At 68.7% G+C, this 26,709-nt stretch carries 25 protein-coding genes, 2 tRNA genes and 1 pseudogene; 14 read left to right on the top strand and 14 right to left on the bottom strand.

Going from position 1 to position 26,709, the window contains the following annotated elements:
• Window positions 1-62 precede the first annotated feature (62 nt).
• From HKD39_RS15650 to paaZ, 4 genes are all read left to right on the top strand, one after another.
• Window positions 63-136, top strand: a tRNA-Arg gene (locus HKD39_RS15650).
• An 898-nt stretch (window positions 137-1,034) separates the two neighbouring features.
• Window positions 1,035-2,225 carry a thiolase family protein gene (locus HKD39_RS15645; RefSeq protein ID WP_171200811.1) on the top strand — a complete coding sequence of 397 codons (1,191 nt, stop codon included), beginning with the start codon at window positions 1,035-1,037 and terminating at the stop codon, window positions 2,223-2,225.
• On the top strand, window positions 2,222-3,136 hold the full coding sequence (locus tag HKD39_RS15640) for a 3-hydroxyacyl-CoA dehydrogenase family protein (protein WP_171200810.1): 915 nt from the start codon (window positions 2,222-2,224) through the stop codon (window positions 3,134-3,136). The genes HKD39_RS15645 and HKD39_RS15640 overlap by 4 nt, the downstream gene beginning before the upstream one ends.
• The gene (paaZ, locus tag HKD39_RS15635; protein ID WP_171200809.1) at window positions 3,133-5,214 is read left to right on the top strand and encodes a phenylacetic acid degradation bifunctional protein PaaZ; all 2,082 of its coding nucleotides are present in this window, start codon (window positions 3,133-3,135) and stop codon (window positions 5,212-5,214) included. Before HKD39_RS15640 ends, paaZ begins: the two co-directional genes overlap by 4 nt.
• 1 nt (window position 5,215) lies before the next feature.
• Here paaZ and HKD39_RS15630 read toward each other — a convergent pair whose 3' ends face one another.
• The 3 genes from HKD39_RS15630 to HKD39_RS15620 all read right to left on the bottom strand — a co-directional run bounded on the left by HKD39_RS15630 (window position 5,216) and on the right by HKD39_RS15620 (window position 7,311).
• The gene (locus tag HKD39_RS15630) at window positions 5,216-5,398 is read right to left on the bottom strand and encodes a PIN domain-containing protein (RefSeq protein WP_171200763.1); all 183 of its coding nucleotides are present in this window, start codon (window positions 5,396-5,398) and stop codon (window positions 5,216-5,218) included.
• A gap of 201 nt (window positions 5,399-5,599) precedes the next feature.
• Window positions 5,600-5,839, bottom strand: a complete 240-nt coding sequence (locus tag HKD39_RS15625) for a type II toxin-antitoxin system Phd/YefM family antitoxin (RefSeq protein WP_171200808.1) — start codon at window positions 5,837-5,839, stop codon at window positions 5,600-5,602.
• Between the two features lie 179 nt (window positions 5,840-6,018).
• Window positions 6,019-7,311: an alpha/beta hydrolase gene (locus HKD39_RS15620; RefSeq protein ID WP_171200807.1), complete on the bottom strand. Its 1,293-nt coding sequence runs from the start codon at window positions 7,309-7,311 to the stop codon at window positions 6,019-6,021.
• A gap of 91 nt (window positions 7,312-7,402) precedes the next feature.
• Between HKD39_RS15620 and HKD39_RS15615 the strand changes: the two genes are divergently transcribed.
• On the top strand, window positions 7,403-7,936 hold the full coding sequence (locus HKD39_RS15615) for a helix-turn-helix domain-containing protein (protein WP_171200806.1): 534 nt from the start codon (window positions 7,403-7,405) through the stop codon (window positions 7,934-7,936).
• Window positions 7,937-8,045: 109 nt separating this feature from the next.
• Here the strand turns inward: HKD39_RS15615 and HKD39_RS15610 are convergent, their stop codons facing one another.
• The 3 genes from HKD39_RS15610 to paaI are packed head-to-tail and all read right to left on the bottom strand — an operon-like array spanning window position 8,046 to window position 10,347.
• Window positions 8,046-8,648 (bottom strand): TetR/AcrR family transcriptional regulator, encoded by a 603-nt coding sequence (locus tag HKD39_RS15610; RefSeq protein WP_171200805.1) that lies wholly within the window; start codon window positions 8,646-8,648, stop codon window positions 8,046-8,048.
• The gene (paaK, locus tag HKD39_RS15605; protein ID WP_171200804.1) at window positions 8,645-9,964 is read right to left on the bottom strand and encodes a phenylacetate--CoA ligase PaaK; all 1,320 of its coding nucleotides are present in this window, start codon (window positions 9,962-9,964) and stop codon (window positions 8,645-8,647) included. The genes HKD39_RS15610 and paaK overlap by 4 nt, the downstream gene beginning before the upstream one ends.
• Entirely contained in the window at window positions 9,961-10,347 is a 387-nt protein-coding gene (gene paaI / locus HKD39_RS15600; RefSeq protein ID WP_171200877.1) for a hydroxyphenylacetyl-CoA thioesterase PaaI, read from the bottom strand. Before paaI ends, paaK begins: the two co-directional genes overlap by 4 nt.
• A gap of 343 nt (window positions 10,348-10,690) precedes the next feature.
• On the opposite strand from paaI, the gene paaA reads away from it, so the two are divergent.
• The 5 genes from paaA (at window position 10,691) to paaE (ending at window position 14,706) form a co-directional block, all read left to right on the top strand.
• A complete protein-coding gene (paaA, locus tag HKD39_RS15595; RefSeq protein WP_171200803.1) occupies window positions 10,691-11,698 on the top strand; it encodes a 1,2-phenylacetyl-CoA epoxidase subunit PaaA in 1,008 nt (335 codons plus the stop codon).
• The gene (gene paaB, locus HKD39_RS15590; RefSeq protein ID WP_171200802.1) at window positions 11,695-11,991 is read left to right on the top strand and encodes a 1,2-phenylacetyl-CoA epoxidase subunit PaaB; all 297 of its coding nucleotides are present in this window, start codon (window positions 11,695-11,697) and stop codon (window positions 11,989-11,991) included. The genes paaA and paaB overlap by 4 nt, the downstream gene beginning before the upstream one ends.
• Before the next feature lie 74 nt (window positions 11,992-12,065).
• Complete coding sequence (paaC, locus tag HKD39_RS15585; protein ID WP_212754646.1) at window positions 12,066-12,812, top strand: 1,2-phenylacetyl-CoA epoxidase subunit PaaC; 747 nt, start codon at window positions 12,066-12,068, stop codon at window positions 12,810-12,812.
• Window positions 12,813-12,925: 113 nt separating this feature from the next.
• On the top strand, window positions 12,926-13,480 hold the full coding sequence (paaD, locus tag HKD39_RS15580; RefSeq protein ID WP_171200875.1) for a 1,2-phenylacetyl-CoA epoxidase subunit PaaD: 555 nt from the start codon (window positions 12,926-12,928) through the stop codon (window positions 13,478-13,480).
• A gap of 110 nt (window positions 13,481-13,590) precedes the next feature.
• Window positions 13,591-14,706, top strand: coding sequence for a 1,2-phenylacetyl-CoA epoxidase subunit PaaE (paaE, locus tag HKD39_RS15575; RefSeq protein ID WP_171200801.1), 1,116 nt, complete (start codon window positions 13,591-13,593; stop codon window positions 14,704-14,706).
• On the opposite strand, the gene HKD39_RS15570 is transcribed toward paaE, so the two are convergent.
• The 3 genes from HKD39_RS15570 to HKD39_RS15560 all read right to left on the bottom strand — a co-directional run bounded on the left by HKD39_RS15570 (window position 14,694) and on the right by HKD39_RS15560 (window position 20,046).
• Window positions 14,694-17,246, bottom strand: a complete 2,553-nt coding sequence (locus tag HKD39_RS15570; RefSeq protein ID WP_212754622.1) for a glycoside hydrolase family 31 protein — start codon at window positions 17,244-17,246, stop codon at window positions 14,694-14,696. The two genes, paaE and HKD39_RS15570, sit on opposite strands and share 13 nt — an antisense overlap.
• Window positions 17,247-17,289: 43 nt before the next feature.
• Window positions 17,290-18,141, bottom strand: coding sequence for a hypothetical protein (locus HKD39_RS15565; protein ID WP_171200800.1), 852 nt, complete (start codon window positions 18,139-18,141; stop codon window positions 17,290-17,292).
• A gap of 99 nt (window positions 18,142-18,240) precedes the next feature.
• A complete protein-coding gene (locus HKD39_RS15560; protein ID WP_171200799.1) occupies window positions 18,241-20,046 on the bottom strand; it encodes a helicase HerA-like domain-containing protein in 1,806 nt (601 codons plus the stop codon).
• A gap of 98 nt (window positions 20,047-20,144) precedes the next feature.
• Here HKD39_RS15560 and orn point away from each other — a divergent pair, with 98 nt between their 5' ends.
• A complete protein-coding gene (gene orn, locus HKD39_RS15555) occupies window positions 20,145-20,795 on the top strand; it encodes an oligoribonuclease (RefSeq protein WP_171200798.1) in 651 nt (216 codons plus the stop codon).
• Window positions 20,796-20,808: 13 nt separating this feature from the next.
• On the opposite strand, the pseudogene HKD39_RS18975 reads toward orn, so the two are convergent.
• Window positions 20,809-22,146 (bottom strand): annotated as a pseudogene (locus HKD39_RS18975) (DUF2252 domain-containing protein).
• 221 nt (window positions 22,147-22,367) lie between these two features.
• Between HKD39_RS18975 and HKD39_RS15545 the strand changes: the two are divergent.
• Together HKD39_RS15545 and HKD39_RS15540 are read left to right on the top strand one after the other, a co-directional pair.
• Entirely contained in the window at window positions 22,368-22,649 is a 282-nt protein-coding gene (locus HKD39_RS15545; RefSeq protein ID WP_171200797.1) for a type II toxin-antitoxin system Phd/YefM family antitoxin, read from the top strand.
• A gap of 2 nt (window positions 22,650-22,651) precedes the next feature.
• Window positions 22,652-23,077: a PIN domain-containing protein gene (locus tag HKD39_RS15540; protein ID WP_171200796.1), complete on the top strand. Its 426-nt coding sequence runs from the start codon at window positions 22,652-22,654 to the stop codon at window positions 23,075-23,077.
• Between the two features lie 81 nt (window positions 23,078-23,158).
• Here the strand turns inward: HKD39_RS15540 and HKD39_RS20815 are convergent, their stop codons facing one another.
• From HKD39_RS20815 to HKD39_RS15525, 3 genes are all read right to left on the bottom strand, one after another.
• Window positions 23,159-23,350 (bottom strand): DUF5343 domain-containing protein, encoded by a 192-nt coding sequence (locus HKD39_RS20815; RefSeq protein ID WP_171200795.1) that lies wholly within the window; start codon window positions 23,348-23,350, stop codon window positions 23,159-23,161.
• On the bottom strand, window positions 23,331-24,191 hold the full coding sequence (locus HKD39_RS15530) for an NYN domain-containing protein (RefSeq protein ID WP_212754619.1): 861 nt from the start codon (window positions 24,189-24,191) through the stop codon (window positions 23,331-23,333). The genes HKD39_RS20815 and HKD39_RS15530 overlap by 20 nt, the downstream gene beginning before the upstream one ends.
• 228 nt (window positions 24,192-24,419) lie before the next feature.
• A tRNA-His gene (locus tag HKD39_RS15525) sits at window positions 24,420-24,492 on the bottom strand.
• Between the two features lie 299 nt (window positions 24,493-24,791).
• Here HKD39_RS15525 and HKD39_RS15520 point away from each other — a divergent pair.
• Window positions 24,792-26,192 (top strand): purple acid phosphatase family protein, encoded by a 1,401-nt coding sequence (locus HKD39_RS15520; RefSeq protein ID WP_171200794.1) that lies wholly within the window; start codon window positions 24,792-24,794, stop codon window positions 26,190-26,192.
• A gap of 63 nt (window positions 26,193-26,255) precedes the next feature.
• On the opposite strand, the gene HKD39_RS15515 is transcribed toward HKD39_RS15520, so the two are convergent.
• Window positions 26,256-26,708, bottom strand: a complete 453-nt coding sequence (locus tag HKD39_RS15515; protein WP_171200793.1) for a DUF4240 domain-containing protein — start codon at window positions 26,706-26,708, stop codon at window positions 26,256-26,258.
• Window position 26,709: the final 1 nt, after the last annotated feature.

Below are 26,709 nucleotides of genomic sequence, written 5' to 3'. Positions count from 1 at the left end.
CGGGAGGCGGCACGGTCCTAGGGTAACGAGCCGACCGAGCGGCCCCGCTACGCTTCCCTTGGGCGCCCATAGCTCAGCTGGATAGAGCAGCGGACTTCTAATCCGCCGGTCGCAGGTTCGAATCCTGCTGGGCGCGCTTTTCGCGATGTCTCTGGACGTCGGGATGGGCCGGACCTGCGTCGTGCAGGCTCGGCCTACTTGTTTGGTGGGCCCGGTGGGCCTTCTTTTGTGGGCCCGGTGGGCGGCCGTGGGCCTGCGCAAGGGGTGCTTCTCGGACTGCCGTCCCGACGAGGCGCTGTTCAACGGCGCCCCTCCGACCCGGCGCTGTCCAAAGCGGCACTGCCCGACGGCGCCGCCCAACTAGGCACTTCTCGCGATCACAACCGTTTCAGTACGTCACAACCGTTCCGGCGTGCTGCAGCGGTTGTGACGTACCGGAACGGTTGTGATGGGCGCTCTGTCCGAAGTGACGCTGTCCGACCGCCCCCTCCGACCCGGCGCTGTCCGACGCGGCGCTATCCAACACCGGCCCCTCCGACCCGGCGCTGTTCGACGCGGCGCTATCCAACCGCCCCCTCCGGCCCGACGCTGTTCAAGACGGCGCCCGGCATCCATGCAGTTTTCGCGATCACAACCATTTCAGTACGTCACAACCGGTCCAGCGTGCTGCAGCGATTGTGACGTACCGGAACGGTTGTGATGGCCGGGTTGAAGGATCGCTGGACACGACGCAGCTCTGCGCAGACTCCGACTCTTGCCCAAGGCCCCAATCGCGCACCTTTCAGCACCTCGCACGCCTGCAGACAGGCTGTGGGTGTGCGACGCGCCAAACCTGCGCGAACCACCGCCCGAACGGTTGTGATGGGCGCTCTGAATAGGGCGCCGCACTCCCAGCAGCGCGGCACAACAACGACAGCTAGACTTACCGACCAAGCGTTCGGTAATTACACGGCGCGACGCCGGGTGCTCGGCACGGCGCGACCACCCCGCGAGCGCCACCAGCTGACAGCCGCGCAAGGAGGCCGGGGAGTCCGATGTCGCACGCCTTCCTGATCGACGGGGTCCGCACGCCGATCGGCCGTTACGGTGGCGCGCTGGCGCCGGTCCGGCCGGACGACCTGGCCGCGCTGGTGATCTCGCATCTGGTGGAACGCAGCGGCGTCGACCCTGATGCCATCGACGAGGTGGTGTTCGGCGCCGCCAACCAGGCCGGCGAGGACAACCGCAATGTCGCACGGATGGCCACCCTGCTGGCCGGATTACCCGACACCGTTCCCGGCTTCACCGTCAACCGGCTGTGCGCCTCGGGGCTGACGGCCGTCTCCACCGCGGCGGCGATGGTGGCGTCGGGCCAGGCCGATGTGGTGTTGGCCGGCGGCGTCGAGTCGATGAGTCGCGCCCCATGGGTGATGGCCAAGCCGGAGAAGGCGTTCGCCCGGCCGGGCGAGGTCGCTGACACCTCCATCGGCTGGCGCCTCACCAATCCTCGGTTTGCCGACATCGACGGTGGCGAGGCGACCCTGTCGATGCCGGAGACCGCCGAGAAGGTGGCACGGCTGGACGGCATTTCCCGCGACGACTCGGACGCGTTCGCCCTGCGCAGCCACCGGCTCGCCGTCAAGGCCGACTTCGCCGCTGAGACCGTTCCGGTCACCATCCCGGGTCGCCGCGGCAACACCGTTGTGACGATGGACGAGGGCCCGCGGCCAGACACCTCGGCCGAGGCGCTGGCCGGTCTGCGTCCGGTGGTGAGCGGCGGCAACGTCGTCACCGCCGGCAACGCCTCCTCCTTGAACGACGGTGCCGCCGCCGTGCTGGTCGCCTCCGAGTCCGCGGTGCGCCGGCTGGGGCTGACGCCGCGCGCCAGGGTCGCCGCCGCGGCCACCGCAGGGGTCGCCCCGTCGGTGATGGGCCTCGGACCGGTGCCCGCCACCCAGAAGGCGCTTGCCCGCACCGGTTGGGACCTGAGCGACGTCGGCGCCGTGGAACTCAATGAAGCCTTTGCGCCGCAAGCACTTGCCTGCATCCGGCGGCTCGGACTCGACGAGGGCACCGTCAACACCAAAGGCGGAGCGATCGCTCTTGGGCACCCGCTCGGCTGCTCCGGCACTCGCCTCCTGGTGACGCTGCTCGGCCGGATGGCCGACGACGGCATCACCCGCGGTCTTGCGACGCTGTGCGTCGGGGTCGGGCAGGGCGCCGCCATGCTAGTGGAAGCGGCATGAGCACGCCACCGCAACCATCGCGGCCGGCACCATCGCGACCCGGGCAATCACCACGAAAGGCGCCGGCCCGGGTCGCGGTGGTGGGCGCCGGACGAATGGGCTCCGGCATCGCGCACGCCTTCCTGCTCGCCGGGTCGACGGTGCAGATTGTCGAATCCGATGCCGGCGCCGCCGAGCGTGGCCGGTCCGCCGTGGCAAAAGCGTTGCAGGCCAGCGTCGATCGCGGCAAGCTCGACGGCCCGGTCGAACACACCCAGCGGCGCCTGGAGGTACGCACCGACATCGCCGCACTTGGCCAGGTCGAGCTTGCCGTCGAGGCGGTGCCGGAAGATCCTGCACTCAAGGCCGACGTCCTTGCCCGGCTCGCCGCCGCAGCCGGCCCGGAAGCGGTGCTGGCCAGCAACACGTCGTCGCTGTCGATCGACGAGCTCGCGGCCGCCGTCCCGGCACCGGATCGCCTGCTGGGCCTGCATTTCTTCAATCCGGTGCCGGCCTCCACACTGGTCGAAGTGGTCGCCGGAACCGCCACCGATCCGGCCGTGGTGACCGCCGCGCAGCAGTGGGTTACGGCTCTGGGAAAGACCGCCGTCACCGTGCGGGACTCCCCCGGCTTTGCCTCCAGCCGACTCGGTGTGCTGCTCGGCCTCGAGGCCATCAGGATGCTCGAGGCCGGGGTCGCCTCGGCCGAAGACATCGACGCCGCGATGACGCTCGGCTACGGCCACCCGATGGGCCCACTGCGGCTCACCGATCTGGTCGGGCTGGACGTCCGGCTCGGCATCGCGGAATACCTTGCCGGCAAGCTGGGCGAGCGGTTCACGCCGCCACAGCTGTTGCGTGACAAGGTCTCTCGCGGCGAGCTCGGCCGCAAGAGCGGACGCGGCTTCTTCGAATGGGAGGACCAAGCATGACGACTCCGGTTCTTGGGCACTTCGCCCGCGACCAGTGGATCACTCCCAGCGCCGGCTCCACGCCGCTGCTGGACGCCGTCACCGGCGAGGAGGTGGCGAGCATCTCCGACGACGAGCTGGATGTCGCGGCGATGGTCGACCACGCGCGCAGCGTCGGGCACGAATCGTTGCGGCCGTTGACGTTCCACCAGCGCGCGCTGATCCTCAAGCAGCTGGCGCTGCACCTGCAGACCGTCAAGGACCAGCTGTACCCACTCTCGTACCGCACCGGTGCCACCCACTCCGACTCATGGGTGGACATCGACGGCGGTATCGGGGTGCTGCTCTCGTACGGCTCGCGCGGCCGCCGGGACATGCCCAACGACACCGTCTATCTGGACGGACCGGCCGAGCCGCTGAGCAAGAACGGCACCTTTCTGGCTCAGCACATCTACACCTCGCTACCCGGTGTCGCGGTACAGATCAACGCCTTCAACTTCCCGGTATGGGGCATGCTCGAGAAGTTCGCGCCGGCCTTTCTCGCCGGGGTTCCGTCCATCGTGAAACCCGCCTCCCCCAGCGCGTTTCTCACCGAGGCAACCGTGCGGGCCATCATCGACTCCGGCATCCTGCCGCCGGGAACCCTGCAACTGATCACCGGCTCGGCGCGGGGTGTGATGGATCATCTCGACGAGCGCGACCTTCTGGCCTTCACCGGCTCGGCCAGCACCGCGCAGAAGCTACGCACCGATCCCGCGGTGATCGTGCGCGGCACTCGCTTCACCGCTGAGGCCGATTCGCTCAACAGTTCGGTGCTGGCGCCGGACGCCACCCCGGACACTCCCGAGTTCGATCTGTTCGTCCGCGGGCTGGTCACCGAGATGACGGCCAAGGCCGGCCAGAAGTGCACAGCCATCCGCCGCGCCTTCGTGCCGAATGCCTTGCAGCAGGACGTGATCGACGCCGTCGACGCCCGCATCGCCGCCAAGGTCAGGGTGGGTGCCCCGACCGCCGAGGGCGTCACCATGGGGGCGCTGGTGTCCACCGCACAGCGCGACGAGGTGCTGGACAGGGTTGCCGAACTGAGGTCGGGCGGCGCCGAGCTGGTGCTCGGCAACCCCGACGATTTCGCGGTGCAGGGAGCCGACGCCGGCCGCGGAGCGTTCCTGCCGCCGCTGCTGCTGCGGGCCGATGCGTCGGTGGCGGCGGCGCACGCGGTGGAGGCGTTCGGGCCGGTGTCGACGGTGATCGGCTACGACTCGTTGGAGCAGGCCGCCGAGCTCGCGGCCCGTGGCCGGGGCTCGCTGGTCGCGTCGGTGATCACCCATTCCCCCGACACCGCAAGGACTCTGGTCAGGGCGATGGCGCCGATGCACGGCCGCATCCTGCTGCTCGACCGCGATGACGCCAAGGAGTCCACCGGCCACGGCTCGCCGCTACCGACGCTGATTCACGGCGGTCCCGGACGAGCCGGCGGCGGCGAGGAGATGGGCGGCGTCCGGGGCGTGCTGCACCACATGCAGCGCACCGCCGTGCAGGGTTCACCAGATCTGCTGACGGCGGTTGGAAGCCGATACGTGACCGGTGCGCAACTGGACGACCAGCGCACCGACGGTTGGCAGCACCCGTTCCGGAAGTCGTTGGCCGAGTTGAAGATCGGCGACGCGGTCACCGCGGGGCCGCGCACCGTCACGCTGGACGACATCGAGGCTTTCGCGCGTTCCACCGGCGACGAGTTCTATGCGCACATGGACGAGGACGCCGCAGCCGCCAACCCGTTCTTCGGCGGTCGCGTTGCGCACGGCTACCTGTTGCTGAGCTGGGCGGCGGGGCTGTTCGTCGATCCGGCGCCCGGCCCGGTGCTGGCCAACACCGGGCTGGAGGACCTCCGGTTCCGCACTCCGGTGCAGCCGGGTGACGAGATCACCGTGCAGCTGGTGGCCGGCCAGATCACCCCGCGTGAGACCGACGACTACGGCGAGGTGCGTTGGCACACCACCATTACCAACCAACGCGACGAGATCGTCGCGACCTACACGGTGCTGACCATGGTGTCCAAGACACCCCAGCCAGCAGCGGAACCGCGAGTGGAGCAATAGGTCACCGGGTCGCATCGACGATCCACGGTTCACCCATCCTCAGCAGGGCTTTCTCGGACGTCAGCAGCCGAAGGCGTTCGGTGCGGGCCGGCGCGACCAACATCCGGTCGAACGGATCGTGCCGGGCAAGTTGCGCATCCGCAAGCATCGCGGCCGCGTGCGCACCGGTGAAGAGCAACTCCACCAGCCCCGACTCGACAAAAGATCGACGGGAAGCCGGCGTCTCCCGGTAGTCCGATCCGGCCGAGCATGCGCTTGACCACGATTTCCATGACGGACACCTACGAGTAGTGCGCCCGCCCGCGCCGCAACAGTCACACCGCTGACTCACCGAGTCGATCGCTGCCCTCGTACGCCCGCAAGAGCGCGTTGGTGTCGAGCAGGATCATCGACGCGGCTCGTAGAACATGTCGGCAACCTCGGCATCGGCGCCGTCGAAAACGCCGGGATCATGGTCGAAGGTTCCCTCGCCGAGACCGAACACGATCTCGACCTCGGAGTGCACCACCAGATCGACGACGGGCACACCGGCGCGCGCGATGGTCACCTGTTCGCCCTCGAGCGCCTTGGCGATCAAGGCGGAGAGCTGCGACTTCGCCTCGTGCACGTTGACTTGCGTTGCCATGCCGAAAGGTCAGCGGGCCAGTCCACGCGGTCACGTTCGGTCGCACCAGGCCGTCAGGTACGGAACCACGTCCGCAGGGGCCAGCTCGCCCGCCGCGACGCGCATCACCACGTCGACAGCCTCATCATCCGGTACGTCGATCGTGCGTTGGCTTCCATGCCGTCCTCGCAGAGCGCCGTTCAGCCTCTCGCCTGTCGATCGATCCAGCGCGATACCTCTTGCAGCACGTGCTGATCCGCGCCACCCGCGCGCAGCTGAGCCCGGTACCGGCGCAGCGAGGCCGGCGCGGCGTCCTTGCGCAGCAGATGCGTCAGGTCGGGCACCCGCTCGGTCTCGACATCGCCAGGCACCAACTCCTCGATGCGGGCCGGGTCGTCCGGATTCACCTGCAGATCCTTGTCGCCGGTGATAGCCAGTACCGGCACGGTGATGCGAGCCAGATATTCGTCGCTGTTGAAGTCCAGCAGTTCGCGCCACCAGCGCGCATTGAGCTTCTTCCCGGCAACCCTGGCGACATCACCGGTCGTCGCCCGAAGCTTGTCGAAACTCTTGCGCTGCTTGGCTTCAAGGTCGATGCGCAGCAACCGCAGGAGCCGCAGCACCGACCGTGGGATCGACTTGTCCAGCTGGCGGCTCTGGTAGCGCAGCGTCTGCTCGCCGGTCCCTGCCGAACCGGCCAACAGCACCACCCCGCGCAGCCCCGGCGGCGGCTGCTCAGCACCGGCCAGCGCGGTCGCGATCAGTGCGCCCTCGCTGTGCCCCACCACGAACAGGGGCAGCTGCGGATGGTCGGCATGGACGGCGTCCACAATGGTGCGGGCGTCCGCGACCAGTTGCCACAGCCCGGTCGCCAGGTAGTCGCCGCCCGAGGCTCCGACGCCGCGCTTGTCGTACCGGACACTCGCAATACCGTTGTCCGCCAACGCCTGCGCCAGCTCGGCGGTGACACCCAGTTGCATGCGTGGCAACTGGGAATCGCGGTCGAGCGGACCCGATCCCGGCAACAGCAGTGCGACCGCCACCGGCGCACCGTCCGTCGGCTCGGAGTACGTGCCCGCCAGGGTGACGCCATCGGGCAGGCGCCAGCACCCAGCGGGTTGGCGGCTCTCGCCGAGCTCGGTATCGATATCGACGGCCAGGCGCTCGGGATCGGGAACCTCGAGCAGCGCGACGTCCCACGGCTGGTTCCGCAGTGTCAGTCGCAGTGCCGGCCGCCGAACCGCGAAAGCGGCCAGCACTTTCCGGCCCGGTCCGCGGAAGGTGCCGATCCGGCGCGGCAGCGGCGCGCCCTGTCCGGGTGCGCGCAGCAGTCCGCGAATCTCCTGCACCGGGCGGGGCACCACGTCCACGGAAACGACGTCGCTCCAGGGGATTTCAAGCCTGCCCCCGGCACCGAACCGGAACGTCAGCAGCCGCTCCCAGCGGCCCAGCTGGATCACCAGCGCACTGCCGTCGATCGTCACGCGTGCCATGCCCTCACCGGCCTCTCACGGGTCTCGAACTCATTAATATCATACGTGAGAGCATTCGCATCAGTGGGAGCGTTGGCTAGGCTGATCGATCGTGGACACCGCGCAGCTGCTGCACCCGGTGCGGGTACGCATCGTCCAGCGGATGCTGGGTGGTCGACAGCTCACCACCGCTCAGCTGGCGGGCGAGTTGCCCGATGTCCCTGCCGCCACCCTGTACCGCCATGTGGCCGCGCTCGCCGGCGGCGGCATTCTGCGGGTGGTCGACCAGCGTCAGGTCCGCGGCGGCACCGAGCGCACCTACGCCCTCAACGAGCCGGCGCTGCGTCCTCCTCCGGGCGAGGACGCAGCGCTGACCTCCGAGCAGCACCTCGCCGGCATCACAGCCGTGCTCGCCGGCGTCCTCGGCGATGCCGAGCGCTACCTCGACCGGGCCACCGATCCGCACCAGCACCGCCGCGATCAGCTCGGCTACCAGCAACTCGCGCTGTGGCTCACCGACGACGAGTTCACCGAATTGGTGCAGGCGATGAACCAGGTGCTCGGACCGGTGCTGGCCAACCAGCCGGCACCGGGCCGGACCCGCCGGCTGCTGACCACGCTGATTGTTCCCGCCGACGGCCATTGATGCCGTTCCGGCCCAAGCGGTCTCGCCGCGACCTTGCCGTCAGACGTTGCGGGCCAGCGCGACCGGCCGCCGCAACACCATCGCCGCCGCGGCAACATACGGCCCGACGTCAGCCGCGGGTCAACCCCTCGAACAGCATGCTCACCACGGCATCGGCCAGCTGCTCGGCGTCCAGACCGCGAGCGGGGCGATACCACTCGATCAGCGAATTGACGGTGCCGAACACCAAGCGGGACACCAGGTCCGGTTCCAGATCCGCGCGCAGCGAGCCGTCGTTTTGGGCGGCGCGCACCAGCTCGGCGAACCGGCTGTCGATGGCGCGGCGCCGGCGCAGCGCGTCCCGCTCGACGGCGGTGTTACCGCGCACCCGCAGCAGCAGCGTCACGAACGGAAGCTCGGCAACCAGCACCTGCACCGAGCCACGTACCGCCGATTGCAGGCGCAGCAGCGGTGTGGTGTCGACGTCGGCCTTGGCCAGCGCCGCCTCCAGTGCTCCCAGTGCGGTGTCGAGGGCCCGCTCCAGCAGTTGCCCCTTGCCCGAGACATGGTGATAGATGGAGCTTTTGGACAGACCGAGCGCGGCGGCGACATCGTCCATCGTGGTGCGGTCGTAACCACGTTCGGTGAACACCCGCACCGCCACCCTGAGCACCGCGTCCGCATCGTGGCCGGGACGGCCCCGCCTGGAGCGGGTGGTCGCTGCCGTGTTCATCCGCCGGCTCGCTGATCGAACACTCTGCGCAGCTTGCCTGACGAGCGCTCCAGCGATGCCGGCGGCACCACCTCGACCTCGGCGCTCACTCCGATCCGGTCTTTGATCGGCTGTCGCAGGGTGTTTCCCGGTCCTGCCACCGCGGCGGCGTCGGCGGCGGCCTCGACCCGAATGGTCATCACGTCCATGCGTTGCGGCTGGCTCAGGTGGATCTGGAAGTGCGGGCTCAATCCCGGAATGGCCAGCGCCAGTTCCTCGATCTGGGTGGGGAACACGTTCACCCCGCGCAGGATGATCATGTCGTCCACCCGGCCGCTGATCCGCTCCATCCGCCGCATCGGGCGCGCCGTGCCCGGCAGCAGCCGGGTGAGATCCTTGGTGCGGTAACGGATGACCGGCATGGCCTGCTTGGTCAGTGAGGTGAAGACCAGCTCACCCAACTCACCGTCGGGCAGCACCTCACCGGTCACCGGGTCGAGAATTTCCGGGTAGAAGTGGTCTTCCCACAACGTGGTGCCGTCCTTGGTCTCGATGCACTCGCAGCCAACGCCGGGGCCGATCACCTCGGACAGCCCGTAGATGTCCAGCGCGTCGATGCCGGCCTCCCGCTCCAGTTCGTCGCGCAGCGCCGGGGTCCATGGTTCCGCGCCGAATACGCCGATCTGCAAAGACGTCTGCTCCGGGTCCAGCCCGGCGGCGCGCAGACCGTCGATGATGGTCAGCATGTAGGTCGGCGTGCACAGGATGACGTCGGGTTTCAGGTCGTCGATCAGCTGCACCTGGCGGCCCGTCATCCCACCTGACATCGGAATCACCGTGCAGCCCAGGGTTTCCGCCGCCGCGTGGGCGCCCAGCCCGCCGGTGAACAGCCCATAGCCGTAGGCGTTGTGCACCAGATCGCCCGGGCGTACCCCGGCCGCCCGCAGCGACCGCGCGCCGACCGCGGCCCAGGTGGTCAAATCGTCGGCGGTGTAGCCCACCACGGTCGGCCGGCCGGTGGTGCCGGACGAGGCGTGCACCCTGGCGACCTGCGTCCGCGGTACCGCAAACATGCCGAACGGATAGTTCTGTCGCAGCTCCTCCTTGCTGGTGAGCGGCAACCTGGCCAGATCGTCCAGCGAACGCACCTCGCGGGGGTCGATGCCGGCGTCGGCGAACGCCCTGCGGTAGTGGTCGACGTTGCCGGCCGCGTGCCGCACGCTCCGCTGCAGCCGCTCGGTTTGCAGGGCGGTCAGCTCATCCCGGCTCATCCGCTCCTCGGGATCAAGGGCGGCCGGATCCGCACCGCCCCTGCCGGAGACGCTCGGACTCGTCATCCCCGGCCACCGCGGGCATCCAGTCGGCGCGACCGGCCACGGAACTCGGCGACCACCGCACCAGCGCCGTCGGTGACGGTGACGTCGTACACCCCGGACCGGCCGCGTTCGGAACGGCGGTCGGCGGTCGCGGTCAGCACGTCACCGGCGCGGGTCGCACTCAAGAAGGTGATGTCGGCGCCGGCGGCCACCGTCACCGATCCGGAAGCGTTGCAGGCACAGGCAAACGCGGTGTCGGCCAACAGAAACACATAACCGCCGTGGGTGATCTGGTGACCGTTGGTCATGTCGCCCCGAACGGTCATGGTGGCCACGGCATGCCCGTCGGACAGCTCGACGACCCGGACTCCCGCCGCCGCCGACGCCTGGTCCGCCGCCATCATCGCCGCGGCGCCGGTGACGTCTGACGATCCGATCACTGACGATCCGGTGGTTGCCGATCCGCTGGTTGCCGATTCGGTGGCTGACGATCCGACGACCGACGACGCGGTGCCCGGTCCGGCGGACCGCGCACCGGTGCCCGGTCCGGCCGCTCGGTCGGGAGTGGTCGCCATCGACATCTGCCTCTCTGCTGGTCACACCCGGCCGGTGACACCCTGCGGGCCGGTCAGCCCCGCCGGGCCGCCCCTCGTGCACAACCTTTGCTTGCCGGGCCAACTGCGGTAGATTACCGACCAAACGGTCGGTAATTCAAGCAGCACGCGAGCGAGCACGTGGAGGTGCCGAATGCACGGCGATCACGCACCAGCGACCAGTGCCGGACCGGCGGGCCCCGCAGAACCGTCGGCGTCCGGCCAGTCCAGCTTCGACCGGGTGATCGCCGGAGACGGCCGCATCGAACCACGCGACGAGATGCCAGACGATTACCGCAAGAGCCTGATCCGCCAGATCTCCCAGCACGCCCATTCCGAGATCATCGGGATGCAGCCCGAAGGCAACTGGATCACCCGTGCCCCCAGCCTGCACCGCAAGGCGATCCTGATGGCCAAGGTGCAGGACGAGGCCGGCCACGGCCTGTACCTCTATTCGGCCGCGGAGACCCTCGGCGCCTCTCGCGAAGACATGATGCAGGCGCTGCTGGCCGGAAAGGCGCGCTACTCGTCGATCTTCAACTATCCGACGCCCACCTGGGCAGACATCGGGGCCATCGGCTGGCTGGTGGACGGCGCCGCGATCTGCAACCAGGTGCCGCTCTGCCGGGCGTCGTACGGTCCCTATGCCAGGGCGATGATCCGGATCTGCAAAGAGGAGTCTTTCCATCAGCGGCAGGGTTTCGAGATCCTGTTGACGCTCTCCCGGGGCACGCCGGCGCAACACGAGCTGGCGCAGGAAGCGGTGAACCGTTGGTACGCACCGTCATTGATGATGTTCGGGCCGCCCGACGCCGACTCCCCCAACTCGGCCAAGTCGATGGCGTGGAAGATCAAGCGCTTCTCCAACGACGAGCTGCGCCAACGCTTTGTCGACATGTTGGTGCCGCAGGCGCAGGCACTGGGTCTCACCCTGCCCGACCCGGATCTGCGCTGGAACGCCGAGCGCGGTCACTACGACTTCGGCGAGCTGGACTGGTCGGAGTTCAAGGCGGTGCTTGCCGGGCAGGGACAGTGCAATGTGCAGCGGGTGGAGCACCGCCGACGTGCGCACACCGAAGGGGCCTGGGTGCGTGAAGCGGCGATGGCACACGCCGCGAAAAAGGCTGCAAGACAGCAGCAATCGGCCAGGGGTGCGGCATGAGTGGTTCGCCGACGGCCGAGTGGCCGCTGTGGGAGGTCTTCGTCCGGCCCGGGCGCGGACTGTCGCACGTGCACGCCGGATCGTTGCACGCCGCCGACGCCGAGATGGCGCTCGGCAACGCTCGCGATCTGTACACCCGCAGGGGTGAGGGCGTCTCGATCTGGGTGGTCGCCTCCACCGATATCCACGCCAGTTCGCCTGACGAGAAGGACTCGCTGTTCGATCCGGCGGCCGACAAACCGTATCGGCACCCGACCTTCTACACCGCTAGCGAGGGGGTGCCGAATCTGTGACCCCGCAGCTGGTTTCCGCTACTGCACCGAACGGTGCCGATCACGCCGCCGTCCCGTCCAGCCGGCAGGCCGACATGGCCGACATGGCCGACATGGCCGAGTATCTGCTGTGGTTGGGTGACGACGCGCTGGTGTCCGCGCAGCGGCTCGGCGAGTGGATCACCAACGCTCCTGAGCTGGAAGAAGACGTGGCGCTGGGCAACATCGGGCTGGACCAGCTCGGGCAGGCAAGGGCGTTGCTGTCGTATGCCGGGGAGTTGTTGGGGCGCAACGAAGATGAGCTCGCCTACTTCCGTGACGACGTCGACTTCCGGTGCACCCATCTGGTCAGCCTGCCGCGCGGCGATTTCGCCGACGCTGTGGTTCGGCTACTGCTGGTCGGCGCGTATTCCGAACAGCTGTATGCCGCCTTGACGACGTCGGCGGACGAACGTCTGGCCGGTATCGCCGCCAAGGCGATCAAGGAGGTGCGGTACCACGTCGAGCATGCCGCCGGTTGGGCCGTGCGACTGGGCGACGGCACTGACGAGTCGCACCGCCGCATGCAGGATGCGTTGAACCGGGCCTGGCCGTACCTGGACGAGCTGTTCGATCCGCATCCGCTGACCGACCACTTGGACGGTATCGCCGTCGACCCTGCCACGCTGAAAGAACCTGCGCTGCAGCGCATTACCGCCGTTCTCGATGAGGCAACGCTCACTGTCCCGGCCACCCAGCGGGTGGCCGGCGGCGGCCGAGACGGGCGCCCCAGCGAGCACCTCGGACCGATGCTGGCCGTGATGCAGGTGCTGGCCAGAGCCCATCCGGGAGCCAGCTGGTGAGCCGCCGACCGACCACCCGCCGGCTGCCGTCCGCGTCGGTTGTCGGCGCGCTGCCGGCCGACACCGATCGGGATACGCTGGCCGCGATCGGCATCGGAAACCCGTTGGTGCCCATGCAAGAGGCCCCGCGTGTGACGGCGACTCACCCTCGGGTGCTCGCTGCGCTGGGCGGTAGCGCCGACCCGGAGCTGCGGCGGGTGGCGGTGGCGGCCGGCAATGTGGTCGATCCGGAGATTCCGGTGCTCACGCTGGCCGATCTCGGCGTGTTGCGCCGGGTATACCGCCCCGTCGAGCCGGACGGGAAGATCGTTGTCGCGTTGACCCCGACCTACTCCGGCTGCCCGGCCACCGCGACCATGGCGGCCGACGTGGTGCGCGCGGCCGCCGATCTGCGGAGCGCGGTCGCCGTCGAGTTTGTGCTGGTGCCGGCCTGGACCACTGACGACATGAGCGAGCAGGCCGGCGCCGCGTTGCGGGAGTTCGGGATCGCACCGCCCGGCGCTCGCCCGGACCCCGCCGGTCCGATTCCGCTGAGCCTGTCCGTCCGCTGCCCGCATTGCGACAGCCGAGACACCCGGCGCACCAGCCGGTTCGGCTCCACCTCGTGCAAAGCGATGTGGGCGTGCCAGCAGTGCTCAGAACCGTTCGAGGAGTTCAAGGTCCTGTGAGTCGACAGCGAGCGGAGGCAGCGGGACGACGTGACGAAGGAACGTCGCACCGGCCCGCAACGTGCCCGGAGACGAACCAGACCAGCGCCAGTCGTTCGAACGGACCCCAGTTGTCGTCCACCAAGGCGACCGAGCGACGGCGGCTGCGCTTTCACCCGCTGCCGGTGAAGGCGGTCAACCGGCTCACCGCTGATGCCGTCGAGGTGGTGTTCGCGATTCCGGGCGAGCTGGACGCTGAGTACGGCTATCTACCGGGCCAGCATGTCGCGGTCCGGCACCGGCACGACGGCACCGAGATCCGGCGCAGCTACTCGCTGTGTGCCCCGGCGGGCAACGGTGAGCTGCACATCGCGGTGAAGGCCGAGCCCGGCGGTATCTATTCAACGTATGCCACCAGCGATCTGTCGGTCGGCGACGTGGTCGAGGTGATGACGCCGCAGGGATCGTTCACCAGCAAGTTGCGGGCCGGCAGTGGCGCCCACGTCGCCGCGGTGGCTGCCGGCTCGGGCATCACCCCGGTGTTGGCGCTGGCCACCGGGGTGCTGCGGGACGATCCGGATGCGACGTTCAGCCTGATCTATTCCAGTCGCAGTGCCGACCAGGTGATGTTTGTCGATGCGTTGGCCGACCTGAAAGATCGCTACCCGTCGCGGTTTTCGCTGCACCACATCCTGACCAGGGAGCAGCGGCAGTCGCCGGTGCACTCCGGCCGGCTCGACCCGGAGAAGCTGTCGACGGTGCTGGAGTACATGGTGCGGCCGGACAGCGTCGACGAATGGTTCTTGTGCGGTCCGGTGGAGCTGGTCCGCGGTGTGCGCGGTGAGTTGCTGACCCGTGGCAGCGACCCGAACCTGGTGCACACCGAATTGTTCTCCACCGGCGAAGAACCGGTGCGCCGCAAGAACATTCCGCCGGTCAGCGGTCACGGCGCAGCCGGCCGCCCGCAGGTGGACATCACGTTGACGTTGGACGGGCGCACCTCGACCGTGCAGTCGCCGGCCGGCAGCGGCGAGCGGATCCTGGACGCGGCGCTGCGGTCACGATCGGACGTTCCGTTCGCGTGCGCCGGCGGGGTGTGCGGAACCTGCCGCGCCAAACTGGTCGACGGCACGGTCGACATGGCGACCAACTATGCGTTGGAGCCGGACGAGCTGGCCGCCGGGTACATCCTGACCTGCCAGTCGGAGCCCACCTCGTCCGCCGTCACCGTCGACTACGACTCCTGAGTGCCCGCCGGCGGCGGGTCGACCGGCGCGGTGGTGGATCCGGGGGCGGCGAGCAGGATCTCGTTGATGGCGCCGGTCAGTTGGTGGTCCAGCCCCAGCGCGGCGATGCCGAGCGCCGCCTCGGCCGGGGTGAGCCCGCCGGTGACGAGGCCGTAGGCCCTGGTCTTGTCGGCGAACGCGGTCTGCGCGTTGTCCAGCAGGGTGAAAACCCTTTCAGCAACGGCGTTGTCGCTGCCGTGAACCTCACCGAGCAGTTCAACGCGGGTGTCCGCCCCGGTCGGGCGTTGTCCCACCTCGATACGCACGCTGCCCGGTACGTCGCCAGGGCGCAGGTCGAGCTCGCGGCCGTCCACCCTGGCAGCGGTGATGCCGTCGAAGCCGACCAGCTTCAGGCTCCAGCGGCGGTCAGCCGGGACGGCGGTCGCGGCGGAGCGGCCGGGATCGGGTGACTCGGCGGTGGTTTGGGTCGCCATCGGTTCGGCGGCACCGACGGTGACCGTGTGTCCGTCGGTCTTCAGCACGGTGCGGGTCCAGGCGTCGTCGTCGGCGTCCTCGATGAGCTCCCACTCGCCGCTGCCCGGCGTCACCCACAGTTCGAGCGCGTCCGGCGGTGCCACCGAGTTGACAGCGCCCACAGCAACCCCAACGCCCCCAGCGCTGTCGGCACCGTCGGCACCGTCGGCACTGGGATTGTCGTTGTCCTGCAACGGAATCACCGCGCCGGCCCGGGCGAGCAGCGGCAGTTGGTCGATGCTGCGATACATGACGATCTTGCGGCCGCCGCTGTACCGCACACCGGTGGTCAGATCGGTCCAGTCCCCCGGCGGCAGCCAGCAGGTGGTCGACGCCATGGTGGTGACCGGATCGCGCCTGCTGGTCACCGGCGCGACCAGCAGCTGGTCACCGAACAGGTACTGGTTGGGCACCTCGTAGGCCTCGCTCGCCCACGGGTGCTCGTAGTACATCGGTTGCACCAACGGCTGATCCGCGTGATGGGCGCGGTAGTTCATGCTGGCCAGGTAGGGCAGCAGCCGATGCCGCAGGCGCAGGTAGTCGCTCATTACTCGGCGGGCGACCTCGCCGAAGCGCCACGGTTCTTTGCTGTTGAACGGATCCAGTGTCGAGTGCAGCCGCAGGATCGGTGAGAACACCCCCAGCTGCACCCAGCGGGTGGCGAGCTCGTCGTCCTTGCCGCCGAACATGTGGCCGCCGATGTCGTGGCTCCACCAGCCGTAGCCGACGTTCGAGGAGGTCGCGGTGAACTCCGGCTGGAACGCCAGCGATGCCCACGAGACGGCGGCGTCGCCGGAAAAACCGACGGGGTAACGGTGCGAGCCGACGCCGGCGTAGCGGGAGAAGGTGATCGGCCGGTGTTCGATCGGACCACCGGGCCGGCCGGCGTCCAGAAAGTGCAGGTGATTCAGCAACCACAGCGGGTCGAGACCGGCGATCCTCGACACCCGGCCGGATTGCCAGTCCAGCCACCAGAAGTCGACGCCTTCGTGCTCCAGCGGGTGGTGCACCTGCTGCAGGTAGGCCAGCAGAAAGTGCGGATCCGTCGGGTCGAACACCACCGGCAGTTTGCTGTCCGGGTCGATGCCCATGGCTGTCGCCATCTCCCGGTAGCGGTCTTCGTGCGCCCTGATCCCGTCGGCGGGGTGGACATTGAGGGTGACCCGAAGGCCACGCTGGTGCAGGCCCTTCAGGAACGCGGCGGGATCGGGGAAAAGCTCACGGTTCCAGGAGTATCCGGTCCAGCCGCTGCCGATCTCAGGTTCGATCTGCACCGGGTGCCAGTCCATGTCGATGACGCCGACGGTGAAGGGCAGCCGCTCGGCGGTGAACCGGTCCATCAGCGCGGTGTACTCGTCGGCGGTGTACGGGTGGTAGCGGCTCCACCAGTTGCCAAGGGCGAAGCGCGGCAGCAGCGGTTGTTTCCCGGTCACCCGGTAGAAGGTGCTCAGCGCGGCGCGGTAGTCGCGCCCGTAGCAGAACACGTACAGGTCAAGGCTTCCCGGCTCGCGTTCGGTGAACCAGCCCCCTGGCTCGATCAGCACGGTGTCGGAGTCGTCGACCACGGCGACCCCGTGACGGGACAGCACGCCGTCGTCCAGCGGCAGCGCGCCGTCAACGCCGTCGAGGGTGCGGGCGGCTCCGCCCAGATTGCCCTCGGCCTGCTCGCCGAACCGCCAGACGCTGTGGTAGTTGCTGATTCCGCCCCTGGCCTGTACCGAGAGTCCTTGCGGGGTAAAGGGTCCCCGGTCGTAGATCAGGTGCAGCCGGTCGGTGATGAGCTCGATGACGGCGTCGGTTTCGCGCACGGTCTTGTCGACAACGGGCGTGTCGCGGAACAGCACGGTCTGGGACGCCAGGTCGGTGAACCGCCCACTCGGGCTCCACTGCAGCCGCACCAAGCCGGCGTCCAGCACGGTGATCCGCCAGCGGTCGCCGGCGATCACGTTGTCCGGGTGCGGATCCGGGCGCGCCGGGAACCTCAGGTACGCGGGCAGTTCGGGTTGCTGCGGTTGCGGTGCCGTCACCGGGCCGATGCTATCGGCAGCTGCTCACCCGGCAACCGATCGCTCAGAAGTCGCCGAAGTCGAACCCGCCGCCGTCGCCACCGAAATCGCCGCCCCAGTCACTGCCGCCGTCGCCACCCCAGCCACCGCCGCCATCGGCGCCCCAGTCACCGCCACCATCGGCGCCACCGGCATCGGCGCCGGCATCGCCACCGGCGTCGCCCCCGTCACCGGATCCATCGGCGGCGGCCTGGCCGTCGGCGTAGCCGTCGGAGTACGAGCCGTCGGCGTTCCAGCCGCCGCCCATGCCCGCCATGCCGGCGAACAGCGTCGAGGCCAGCAGATAGCCGCCGACACCCCAGGCCCCGGCCACCAGGGCGGGCTTCCACCATGGCTCGGAGTACCAGCCACGCGGCACCGGCTTACCCGCCACCATGCCGCCCGGGTAGTAGTGCTGGGTGCGCTGGCTCGGGCTGGGCGATGCCTCCAGTTGGCGGCCCTCGACGTCGACCCGGCGATCTTCGGTTACCGCACCGGCCTGTGCCTGGCCCGGCATCGGCGGGACCTCCGGCCCAGGGTCCATGCCGAGGCTGGTGCGGGCCGCGCGCACGTAGTACAGCCCTTCGTACGCGGTCTGCTGGGCGAGTTGGGCCTGCCGAACGGTGGTGGCCTGTTCGATCTGCGAACCGGCGGCGGTGTACCGCTCGGACGCGTCGGCCAGCGCCTGGGTGGCGGCACCGTTGTCGCCGCCGTGCAGGTTCAGCACCTGACCGCCCAGCCGCTCGATCCAGCGCCTGGCTTCGGCCTTGGCGTCTTCGACGCTGGTGGCGCTGGCTCGCCGACCCCGGTTCTGGGTGAAGTAGATCGCCACCACCACCAGCGCGACGATCAGCAGGATGATCAGGACGGTCTGCACGGCGGGCTCCTTAGCTCGCGGGCGGCTGGCTCTTGTCGGCGGGTCAGTCGTGTGGGGAGGCGGGCGTTATGTCAACCGCCTCCTGCTCATGGCAACGTGTCAGCGGCGCCGTCTGTTCCCGAAGATGCTCCGGCCCAGCGCGTTGCCGAGTTGGGTGCCGAGGCTGCGCAGCATCGACTTCGCCGTCGGTGACGAGAGAATGCCGCCGAGGAAGCCGCCCTCCTCTTGTTTGCCGGAGCCCTGCTTGCCGGAGCCCTGCTTGCCGGAGTCCCGCCCGTCGGAGTCGCCGCGCGGCGCCGCGTCACGGGCGGGCTGGTCCTGCTTGTCCCCCTGGCCCGGCGCGGGCGTCTGCTCGCTGACCCTGGCCGCCAGCAGCTCGTACGCCGATTCCCGGTCCACCGCGGTGCCGTACTTGGCGTTCAGCGATGATCCGGAGATCGCGGACTGCACCGCGCCGGAGTCGGCCGGGGCCATCTGCGAGCGCGGCGCCCGCACCATGGTCCAGGCCACCGGCGTCGGTGCGCCCTTCTCACTGAGCACCGTGACGATGGCCTCGCCGGTGCCGAGCGAGGTGAGCGCCGCGTCGAGCTGGTAGTCCTCGGTGCGCGGGTAGGTCTTGACCGTCTTGGCCAGCGCCGCCTGGTCGTTCGGGGTGAAGGTGCGCAGCGCGTGCTGCACCCGGGAGCCGAGTTGGGAGAGCACCTCGTCCGGCACATCGGTGGGCAGCTGGGTGCTCAGGAAGACCCCGACGCCCTTGGAGCGGATCAGCTTGACGGTCTGGGTGACCGCGTCGAGGAACGACTTGGACGCGTCCGCGAACAACAGGTGCGCCTCGTCGAACATGAACACGATCTTCGGCTTGTCCGGATCGCCGACCTCCGGCAGTGATTCGAACAACTCGGCGAGCAGCCACATCACGAACGTCGAGTACAGGGCCGGTTTCGACTGCAGGTTGCCGACCTCGAGCAGCGAGATCACGCCCTTGCCGTCGGCGCCGGTGCGCATCAGGTCGGCGACCTCCAGTTGCGGCTCGCCGAAGAACTGGTCACCGCCCTGGGCCTCCAGGTTGGTGACGGCCCGCAGGATCACCCCGGCGGTGGCCGACGAGACCCCGCCGAGTTTCTTGAGATCGGCCTTGCCCTCGTCGCTGGTGAGGTAGCTGATCACCTCACGGAGGTCTTTGATGTCCAGCAGCGGGAGCTTCTGGCCGTCCGCCCAATGGAAGATCAGCCCGAGGGTGGACTCCTGAGTCTCGTTGAGCCCCAACACCTTTGACAGCAGGATGGGCCCGAACGAGTCGATGGTGGCCCGGATCGGAGTGCCGGTGCCCTGGCCGGCGAGGGCGTAGAACTCGACCGGGTAACCGGTGGCCTTCCAGTCGTCGCCGGTGGCCTTGGCCCGCTCGGTGATCTTGTCGTTGCTGGTGCCGGGCGACAGCAGTCCGGACAGGTCGCCCTTGATGTCGGGGACGAACACCGGCACTCCGGCGTCGGACAATTGCTCGGCGATCAGCTGCAACGTCTTGGTCTTGCCGGTGCCGGTGGCGCCGGCCACCAGCCCGTGCCGATTCATCATCGACAGCGGGATCTTCACCAGCGCGGCCGAGTCGGCATTGCCGTCCACCACGACGGAGCCGAGCGTCAGGCTCGGGGCGTCGGTGGCGTAGCCCTTGGCGATGCGTTGGGCCGCCTCGGACGAGCCGGCGGTGGCGTTCGGTGCGGCCTTGGCGGCAGGGTCGTCCTTGGCGCCAGCGTCAGCCTCGGCAGCAGGGTCAGCCCCGGCGGCAGGGTCGGCCCCGGCGGCAGGGTCAGCGGCGGCGGTCGGCGCTGACGGGGTTGGTGCTGGTTCCGTCGGCGCTGATTCGGTGGGTGCTGGTTGCTCTGCTGGATCGGGTGCGTCAGCCATGAAACGGAGCCTAACCGGACAAGCTGGTTCCTGAGCAGGTCAGGGTGGGCGGTCCGCCGTCGGGCTGACCGGCGGCGACGGCGGTAGGGTCGGCAGCCGTGAATGACACTCTGGTGTGGATCGACTGTGAAATGACCGGTCTCGACCTCGGCAGCGACGCGCTCATCGAGATTGCCGCGCTGGTCACCGACGGCAACCTCAACATTCTGGGCGAGGGCGTCGACCTGGTTATCCACGCCGATGACGACAAGCTCGCGAATATGCCGGAGGTGGTGCGCAAGATGCATGCCGCGTCCGGGCTCACCGAGCAGGTGCGCGCCTCGACGGTGACCATGCGGCAGGCAGAGCAGGCCGTCCTGGAATACGTGAAAACCTATGCGCCGCAGGCGAAGAGCGCGCTGCTGGCCGGGAACTCGATCGCCACCGACCGTGGTTTCATCGCCCGCGACATGCCCACCCTCAGCGACCACCTGCACTACCGGATGATCGATGTCTCCACCGTGAAAGAGCTGTGCCGCCGGTGGTTCCCGGCGATCTACGAGAATCAGCCGCCCAAGGGCATGGCCCATCGGGCGCTGGCCGACATCAAAGAGAGCATTGCCGAGCTCGCCTACTACCGGGCGGCAGCGTTCGTGCCGGAACCTGGGCCCACCGCGGAGCAGGCCAAGGCCATCGCCGCCGGGGTGGTGGCCGCGGCGCAGGCAGATTCCGCTGCCACCGCCGACGCCGGTGCCGACCCGCGCGGCTGAGCACTGCATTAGTTCACCAGCCCCGGTCGGCCGCCTGCACCGTCCCCGCACCGATGGCTGCACGGAGGTCGTCGTGGTCGGCGCCGGTCTGTGCGGCGTAGGCGCGGGCGAACCCGACAATGCCGGCCCGGAAGGCCTTGCCCTTGCCGATGTAGCCGGCGATCGCCTCCGGGTCGCCGCTGCGGGCGTGCGACTTGGCCAACGCGCGGCCACACACGGCGGCGAACTGGGCGAGGTAGCCGGAGATCTGCTCGCCGCTGGGGATGATCTTCATGTCGCGGAACTGCCGGACGTAGTGGTCGTAGCCGTCCACCCGTACATAGCCAAGAAACATGTCGCTGGCCGATTGCATCAGCCGCTGCCCCGCCACCACCCGCTGCCCGTGGTTGTCGAAAGCCCTGGGCTGCAAGAACTCCTCGTACACCGACGTTGTTGCCTGCTTGACCTGGAAGAAGACGGGCTGCCGGCCGCTGTCCCCCTCCAGTAGGTGCAACCAGACCCGCATGCCGACGCTGCCGACGCCGACAATCTGCCGCACCGAGTCGACCCGGGTGAACCGGTTGACCAGCCGGCGCAGGTGCGCCGGAATGGACGCAAGATAGGTGTCGTAGACCTGTTCGTAGGCGCGCAGCCGCTGGGCGTGGGTCAGCCCCTCGTCGACCCGCTTCATCGGGTTGAGGCTGATCCGGGGCTCTCCGTCCTGCACGGTGAGGAGCTGCCGCGCGACGCCAAGGTGGGTTCTCTTGGTGGTGGCCTTCTCGATGGTGCGGGTGGCGGCTTCGACGAACTCCGACGTCAGCCCCTTGAGCGGCACGTCCGCGGTGATCTAGTCGTACCAGACGTCCAGCTCGCCCATGCCGGCGTACCGGCGCATCGCGGTGCGGTAGGCGTCGACCGCCGCCTGCGCGGCCCGGTCGGCGCGGGACCGGGAGACGCCCTCGGACTCGGCCAGCACGTAGATGCTGGTGGCCAGCCGCTTAACGTCCCACTCGAACGGACCCGGCAGCGTCTCGTCGAAGTCGCGGGCGTCGAACAGCAGCTGCCGCTCCGGTGACGCCCACAGCCCGAAGTTGAGAATGTGCGCGTCACCGCACATCTGCACGGTGAGCCCGGAGTTCGGCGACGCGGCCAGATCCGCCGCCATCACCGCTGCGGCGCCGCGCAGGTAGGCCCACGGCGACGACGCCATCCGCGCATACCGCAGCGGCAGCAGCTGCTTGTCGCGCACCGATTCCTGCGCCCGTAACCGATCCAGCGCCGGCACCTGCCGCACTCCCGGATCCCACTCGGCCGCGGCCCGGCGCGGCGCCTGCTTGCGGGCCCGGCGGCCGTCGGCGGCATCGGACGGCATCCGCTCCGACGCCCTGATCCGTGGTTGCCGTTGCTGCTTCGTCCGGGACTTATCCATTCCCGATGCAGTTCGGCGGCGTCTGCCGGTGGACGGTGCGGTTGTGGTGGCCATGCGTCAGTGTCGCATCGGCCGCGACAGTTCGGCAGCCGTGGACCCCGGCGAGACGCCGCACCGGCAAGCGCGATCGGCGAATGTCTGACATACGTACTACACTTGCGAGCATGCGTACGGTCACCAAGCGCGAGCTCAACCACAACACCGCCGCCGTGCTCAACGAGGTCACCAACGCGGACGAGGGTGTCGTGGTGACCGAGCGAGGACGACCGCGATGGAAGCTGACCCCGCTTCGGGACCGCGACACCGCGCTCGCGCGGCTTGAGCGGGAGGGGCGGTACACGCCGCCGGCCGAGCACCCCGCTCCTTGGCCACGGCATCCAGGCGGTCCGCATTACACCGATTCCGAGGTGGACGCGATTCTGGACGAGCTCCGCGGAGACCACTGACGGTGGAGCCTGCCCTGGTCTATCTCGACAGCTCAGTAGCCCTGCGGACGATCCTGAATGTTCCTGAGCGCCAACACCTTCAGTCCTGGATGCAAGCGCCGGGGACCACGTTCGTGTCATCCCGGCTGCTGCGTACCGAAGTCGTCCGAGTGCTGCGGCGGGACGGCAGACCACTGTCCGACGGCGCGCCCCTGCTCGACCGCGTCGGTTTGCTCGACATCGGCGCCGAGACCCATACCGTGGCCGAATCCATTGAGCGCCATGTCAAGACGCTCGACGCGCTCCATCTCGCCACCGCGCTGCTGATCGGCGAACCTGTCACGGTGGCAACCCACGATGCGACGATGGCAGCGGTCGCGGCACACCTCGGACTCGAGGTCGACGACCTGGTACGGCGAGCGCGCAAGCCCTCGAACCGATCGGGATAGGAACGCGCTCAAGCGCTGGTCCTGAAAAAGCCATGAGCCCCAGCGTCGAAAGGCTGGGGCTCATTGCCCTGCCTTGGGTGCCTACATAGCCCGTTCGCCAACTTTGCTCCTCGACATCTCGTGTGCGTTCCGTTTGATCCGGAATTGGTCTCCGTACGCGGCGCGAATGCCTTCGGCCAGTACGAGCGCGGACTGCGTCTGATCGAGGTACCGGTGATAGCGGGCCGTCGGGACGCCCGAGTCATCCTCTGCGTCATTCCGCTTGTGACTCACGGTGTGTCGAAGCCCGCTCAGTCGGCAAGAGGAGCGCTGAGACGAGAAAACCCGGCTCCAGAGGAGCCGGGTGGTGTGTCTCCAGCGTAGCAGCGTCAGGCCTTGGTAACCATTCTGGAGGCTTGGTGATACGCGGGCCGGCAGTCGGCGGGAGCTGGTGCGCGTACCAGTCGGAGGGCTGCATCTGGTACCACCAGTGATTCCCGACGCCGTCCGTGTGCTCGCCGGCCAGTTTACCCGCGCGATAGCCCTTCGTGGGGTTGACGAGCCCGATCGGCACTCGACCTCGCGCGAAGGCGATGGGGTAGGCCAGGTCGCTGTCGTTGGAGATCACCACGGCAGCGTCCACCGTCTCGGTGAGCACGTCGATGAGTAGGTGGGAGGCGACGTTGACGTCGGAGCCCTTCTCTTCTCGGCGTGCGACGGATGCCATGAACCTAGCGTCGGGGACGTCCTGCTGGGCCCCGTCTTGCACCATCAACGGCCACTGGGGATGACTGATGACCGGTTTACCATTCCGGCCAGCGGTCGCGAGCGGTGCCGTGGCAACCCGTGCCACGTAGTTGCCGTAACTGATTCGGGTGGCAGCGCCGGAGCGTTCCAGCGCACGGAGGTAGACATCCTGCTCGCGCTGGCCGGCGGGGTTGGTGGCTCCGCTCACGCGGGCGGTGCAGTAGGTAACCGTCTCGATGATCGGCCTTTGCCAGCGGGAGTGCACGGCGATCAGGTGGGATGCAAGCGCCGTCAGATCGAGCCAACGCCACCCGGCCGACGATCGGCCACACAAGGCGCGACCACCGTAGTACAAGTTGTACCCGTCGATGTAGACGCCGACTCGCATGAGTGGAGCGTAGGTCCCACCACCGACAGCGATCGGGCGAGCGCATTGCAGAGCGGTGCGGTGCGAGCTTGACTGCATGAGTAAGACACGAATGCCCTCAGGTGAATCGGGACTGCCGGCTGCTGAACTGCAATCGTTCCCGTCGCGCAGCACTGCGGGGAGCCAGCTCTGACCAGCGCTTCAGACAAAACTCTGCCCCCGGCCCGAAAGCCGGGGGCAAAGTTGTCGGGTGGGCGACGGGACTTGAACCCGCGACCACCGGCACCACAAGCCGGGGCTCTACCGACTGAGCTACGCCCACCATTGACCCGTCGCCCGGCGGTGCGCCGCCCGGCTCAAGGCCGTGGATCAGTCTATCCGATGGTGCGCACTGGTTTCTCCGGGCTCGGCACGCACAGCGCGGCAACGAGCCAGCTCCCCCGCCCCCTTCCCCAGGTGGCGAAACGGGCGTCGCACAGCCAGGGCACAGGTTGTTCGCGCGCCCGCGCACCGCTGGTCACCTTCCCCTTGCCTGACGGTCACTCCCGGCTTCTTGGCTTGATCGAAATCGAAATCAAGTTCCAAGCAGTCCTAACGAGCAGTCCGAACAGGAGAGGGACCATGTCAAGAACTCGGGTGTTGCTGGGCAGCGGCGTCACCGCACTGGCTGTCGCCGCCGTTGTCGGGGTGCCGGCGCTGCTGGCGCCGACCGCTCAGCCCACGGCCGGCCAGCAGGCGGCAGCGCCGGCCCCCACGCAACCAGCGGCGGCGGCCGCGGTGCCGACCAGCCCGGCACCGACGGCCACCCCCGACCGGATCGTGCTGAACCCCGACACCGACCTGGACGCGCGGCAGACCGTCACCTGGCGCACCAGCACTGACGTCACCGCACCGCAGGCGCAGATCTCGCCGGACACCGCCGATCCGTGGGGATTCAAGACCGTCACGGTCAAGGCGAGCCGCACCACCAATCAGCAGGCCGACGGCGGCTACAGCCAGGCCTTCCACACTGCGACGTTCGAGGCGCTGAAGCCGGGCACCACCTACCTGTACCGGGTAGGTGACGGCAGCATCTGGAGTCCGTGGCTGCGGTTCACCACCGGAAAGCCCGCCGCGCCGACCACCTCGCTGATCGCCATGGGCGACATCCAGACCGGCATCCGCTCGGACTGGAGCCGGGTGGCGCTGGCCGCCTACGGCGACCGTCCGCAGGCCAGGGGCCTGATCTCGGTCGGCGACCACACCAACACCTTCAACAACGACGCCCAGTGGGACGAGTTGCTCGACGCCGCAGCGCCGCTGTCCAACGGCAGGGTCTGGATGCCGGCCATCGGAAACCACGAGTACCGCTCCACCGACAGCGGCGAACTCACTCCGCAGTTCCGCGCCCAGTTCCCGGCGCCGGCCAACGGTCCCACCGATTTCCCGCAATTCGCCGGCACCACCTACTACACCGACATCGACAACGTGCGGGTGGTGACGCTGAACAGCTACTACCGGGTGCCCGCCGACAAGAAGGACGAGCAGCGCTGGCTGGACAGCCAAGCCCGTTGGATGGAAAGCATTCTCGCCAACAACCCCCGCGAGTTCACCATCGTCAACTTCCACTACCCGGTGTATTCCAGCTCACCGGACCGCGCCAACCCCGAACTGCGCAACACCTGGCAGCCGATCTTCGAGAAGTACGGCGTCGACCTGGTGCTGCAGGGGCACGATCACGCCTACGTCTCCGGGCAGCGGGACGTGCGTGGGCGCAACACCGGCCCGGTGTACGTCACCAGCAGCTCGTCGATCCGCCAGTACCCGCAGGACTACTCGGACTGGACCAAGAACGGCGCCACCCCAAAAACCGCATACCAGTCGCTGATGACGTACCAGCTGATCGATCTGCAGGACCGCACGCTGACGTACACCGCCAAGGACTCCACCGGCCGCATCACCGACCAGTGGACGGTGGCGCATCGCGGAAACACCAAGCAGGTCAAGCACATTCAGGGCATCGGGGTGCAGCGCACCTCGTGACGTCCTGGCCGTGCCGGGTCGCCGATCAGCGCTCGACCAGCGCTGGTCCGCGGCCCGGTGCGGTCAGCTCCAGCCCTCGGAGTTGCTCCCGGTGGCGTAGCTGACGGCGGTGCGGTGGGTCCAATCCGACCCGGTCTTGTGCTCGAAGGCCACCGGCGCGACGTACAGCAGCTCTTCGGCGCCGAGGTCCCAGGTTCCGGCCATCGCCGCCGGGTCATCGACCACCCGCTGCCAGGCGTCCCGGCCGGCGACCACCACCGCGCAGCGGGCGTACAGGAACACCTCGTTCGACAGTGGGAACGCCGGGCTGTCGGGTCCGTCGGCCGTGTCGCGGACCGGCTGGCCCATCCGCTCCCTCGAGTCGATGGCATAGAGGGCGGTGGCCAACTGTTCGGCAAATCCGACGATGCGCTGCGTGCTGCCCGCGGTCAGGTCTTCGGTGAGCCGGGCGATCCCTTCCGGATCGGCCTTCCCGGCGAGACCGGCGATCAGCGCCCAGAACTCCTCGTCGTTCATG

This window comes from Nakamurella aerolata, from assembly GCF_013002705.1.
Lineage (GTDB): Bacteria > Actinomycetota > Actinomycetes > Mycobacteriales > Nakamurellaceae > Nakamurella > Nakamurella aerolata.
This window is presented reverse-complemented; position numbering and strand designations above follow the sequence as displayed.

What these genes read in the sequence shown, in the direction of transcription:
- HKD39_RS15645 (WP_171200811.1), top strand. Translation starts at nt 1,035, where the DNA reads ATGTCGCACGCCTTCCTGATCGACGGGGTCCGCACGCCGATCGGCCGT.
- HKD39_RS15640 (WP_171200810.1), top strand. Translation starts at nt 2,222, where the DNA reads ATGAGCACGCCACCGCAACCATCGCGGCCGGCACCATCGCGACCCGGG.
- paaZ (WP_171200809.1), top strand. Translation starts at nt 3,133, where the DNA reads ATGACGACTCCGGTTCTTGGGCACTTCGCCCGCGACCAGTGGATCACT.
- HKD39_RS15625 (WP_171200808.1), bottom strand. Translation starts at nt 5,839, where the DNA reads ATGGCAACGCAAGTCAACGTGCACGAGGCGAAGTCGCAGCTCTCCGCC.
- HKD39_RS15620 (WP_171200807.1), bottom strand. Translation starts at nt 7,311, where the DNA reads ATGGCACGCGTGACGATCGACGGCAGTGCGCTGGTGATCCAGCTGGGC.
- HKD39_RS15610 (WP_171200805.1), bottom strand. Translation starts at nt 8,648, where the DNA reads ATGAACACGGCAGCGACCACCCGCTCCAGGCGGGGCCGTCCCGGCCAC.
- paaK (WP_171200804.1), bottom strand. Translation starts at nt 9,964, where the DNA reads ATGACGAGTCCGAGCGTCTCCGGCAGGGGCGGTGCGGATCCGGCCGCC.
- paaI (WP_171200877.1), bottom strand. Translation starts at nt 10,347, where the DNA reads ATGATGGCGGCGGACCAGGCGTCGGCGGCGGCGGGAGTCCGGGTCGTC.
- paaA (WP_171200803.1), top strand. Translation starts at nt 10,691, where the DNA reads ATGCACGGCGATCACGCACCAGCGACCAGTGCCGGACCGGCGGGCCCC.
- paaB (WP_171200802.1), top strand. Translation starts at nt 11,695, where the DNA reads ATGAGTGGTTCGCCGACGGCCGAGTGGCCGCTGTGGGAGGTCTTCGTC.
- paaC (WP_212754646.1), top strand. Translation starts at nt 12,066, where the DNA reads ATGGCCGACATGGCCGACATGGCCGAGTATCTGCTGTGGTTGGGTGAC.
- paaD (WP_171200875.1), top strand. Translation starts at nt 12,926, where the DNA reads ATGCAAGAGGCCCCGCGTGTGACGGCGACTCACCCTCGGGTGCTCGCT.
- HKD39_RS15560 (WP_171200799.1), bottom strand. Translation starts at nt 20,046, where the DNA reads ATGGCTGACGCACCCGATCCAGCAGAGCAACCAGCACCCACCGAATCA.
- HKD39_RS15545 (WP_171200797.1), top strand. Translation starts at nt 22,368, where the DNA reads ATGCGTACGGTCACCAAGCGCGAGCTCAACCACAACACCGCCGCCGTG.
- HKD39_RS15530 (WP_212754619.1), bottom strand. Translation starts at nt 24,191, where the DNA reads ATGCGAGTCGGCGTCTACATCGACGGGTACAACTTGTACTACGGTGGT.
- HKD39_RS15520 (WP_171200794.1), top strand. Translation starts at nt 24,792, where the DNA reads ATGTCAAGAACTCGGGTGTTGCTGGGCAGCGGCGTCACCGCACTGGCT.
- HKD39_RS15515 (WP_171200793.1), bottom strand. Translation starts at nt 26,708, where the DNA reads ATGAACGACGAGGAGTTCTGGGCGCTGATCGCCGGTCTCGCCGGGAAG.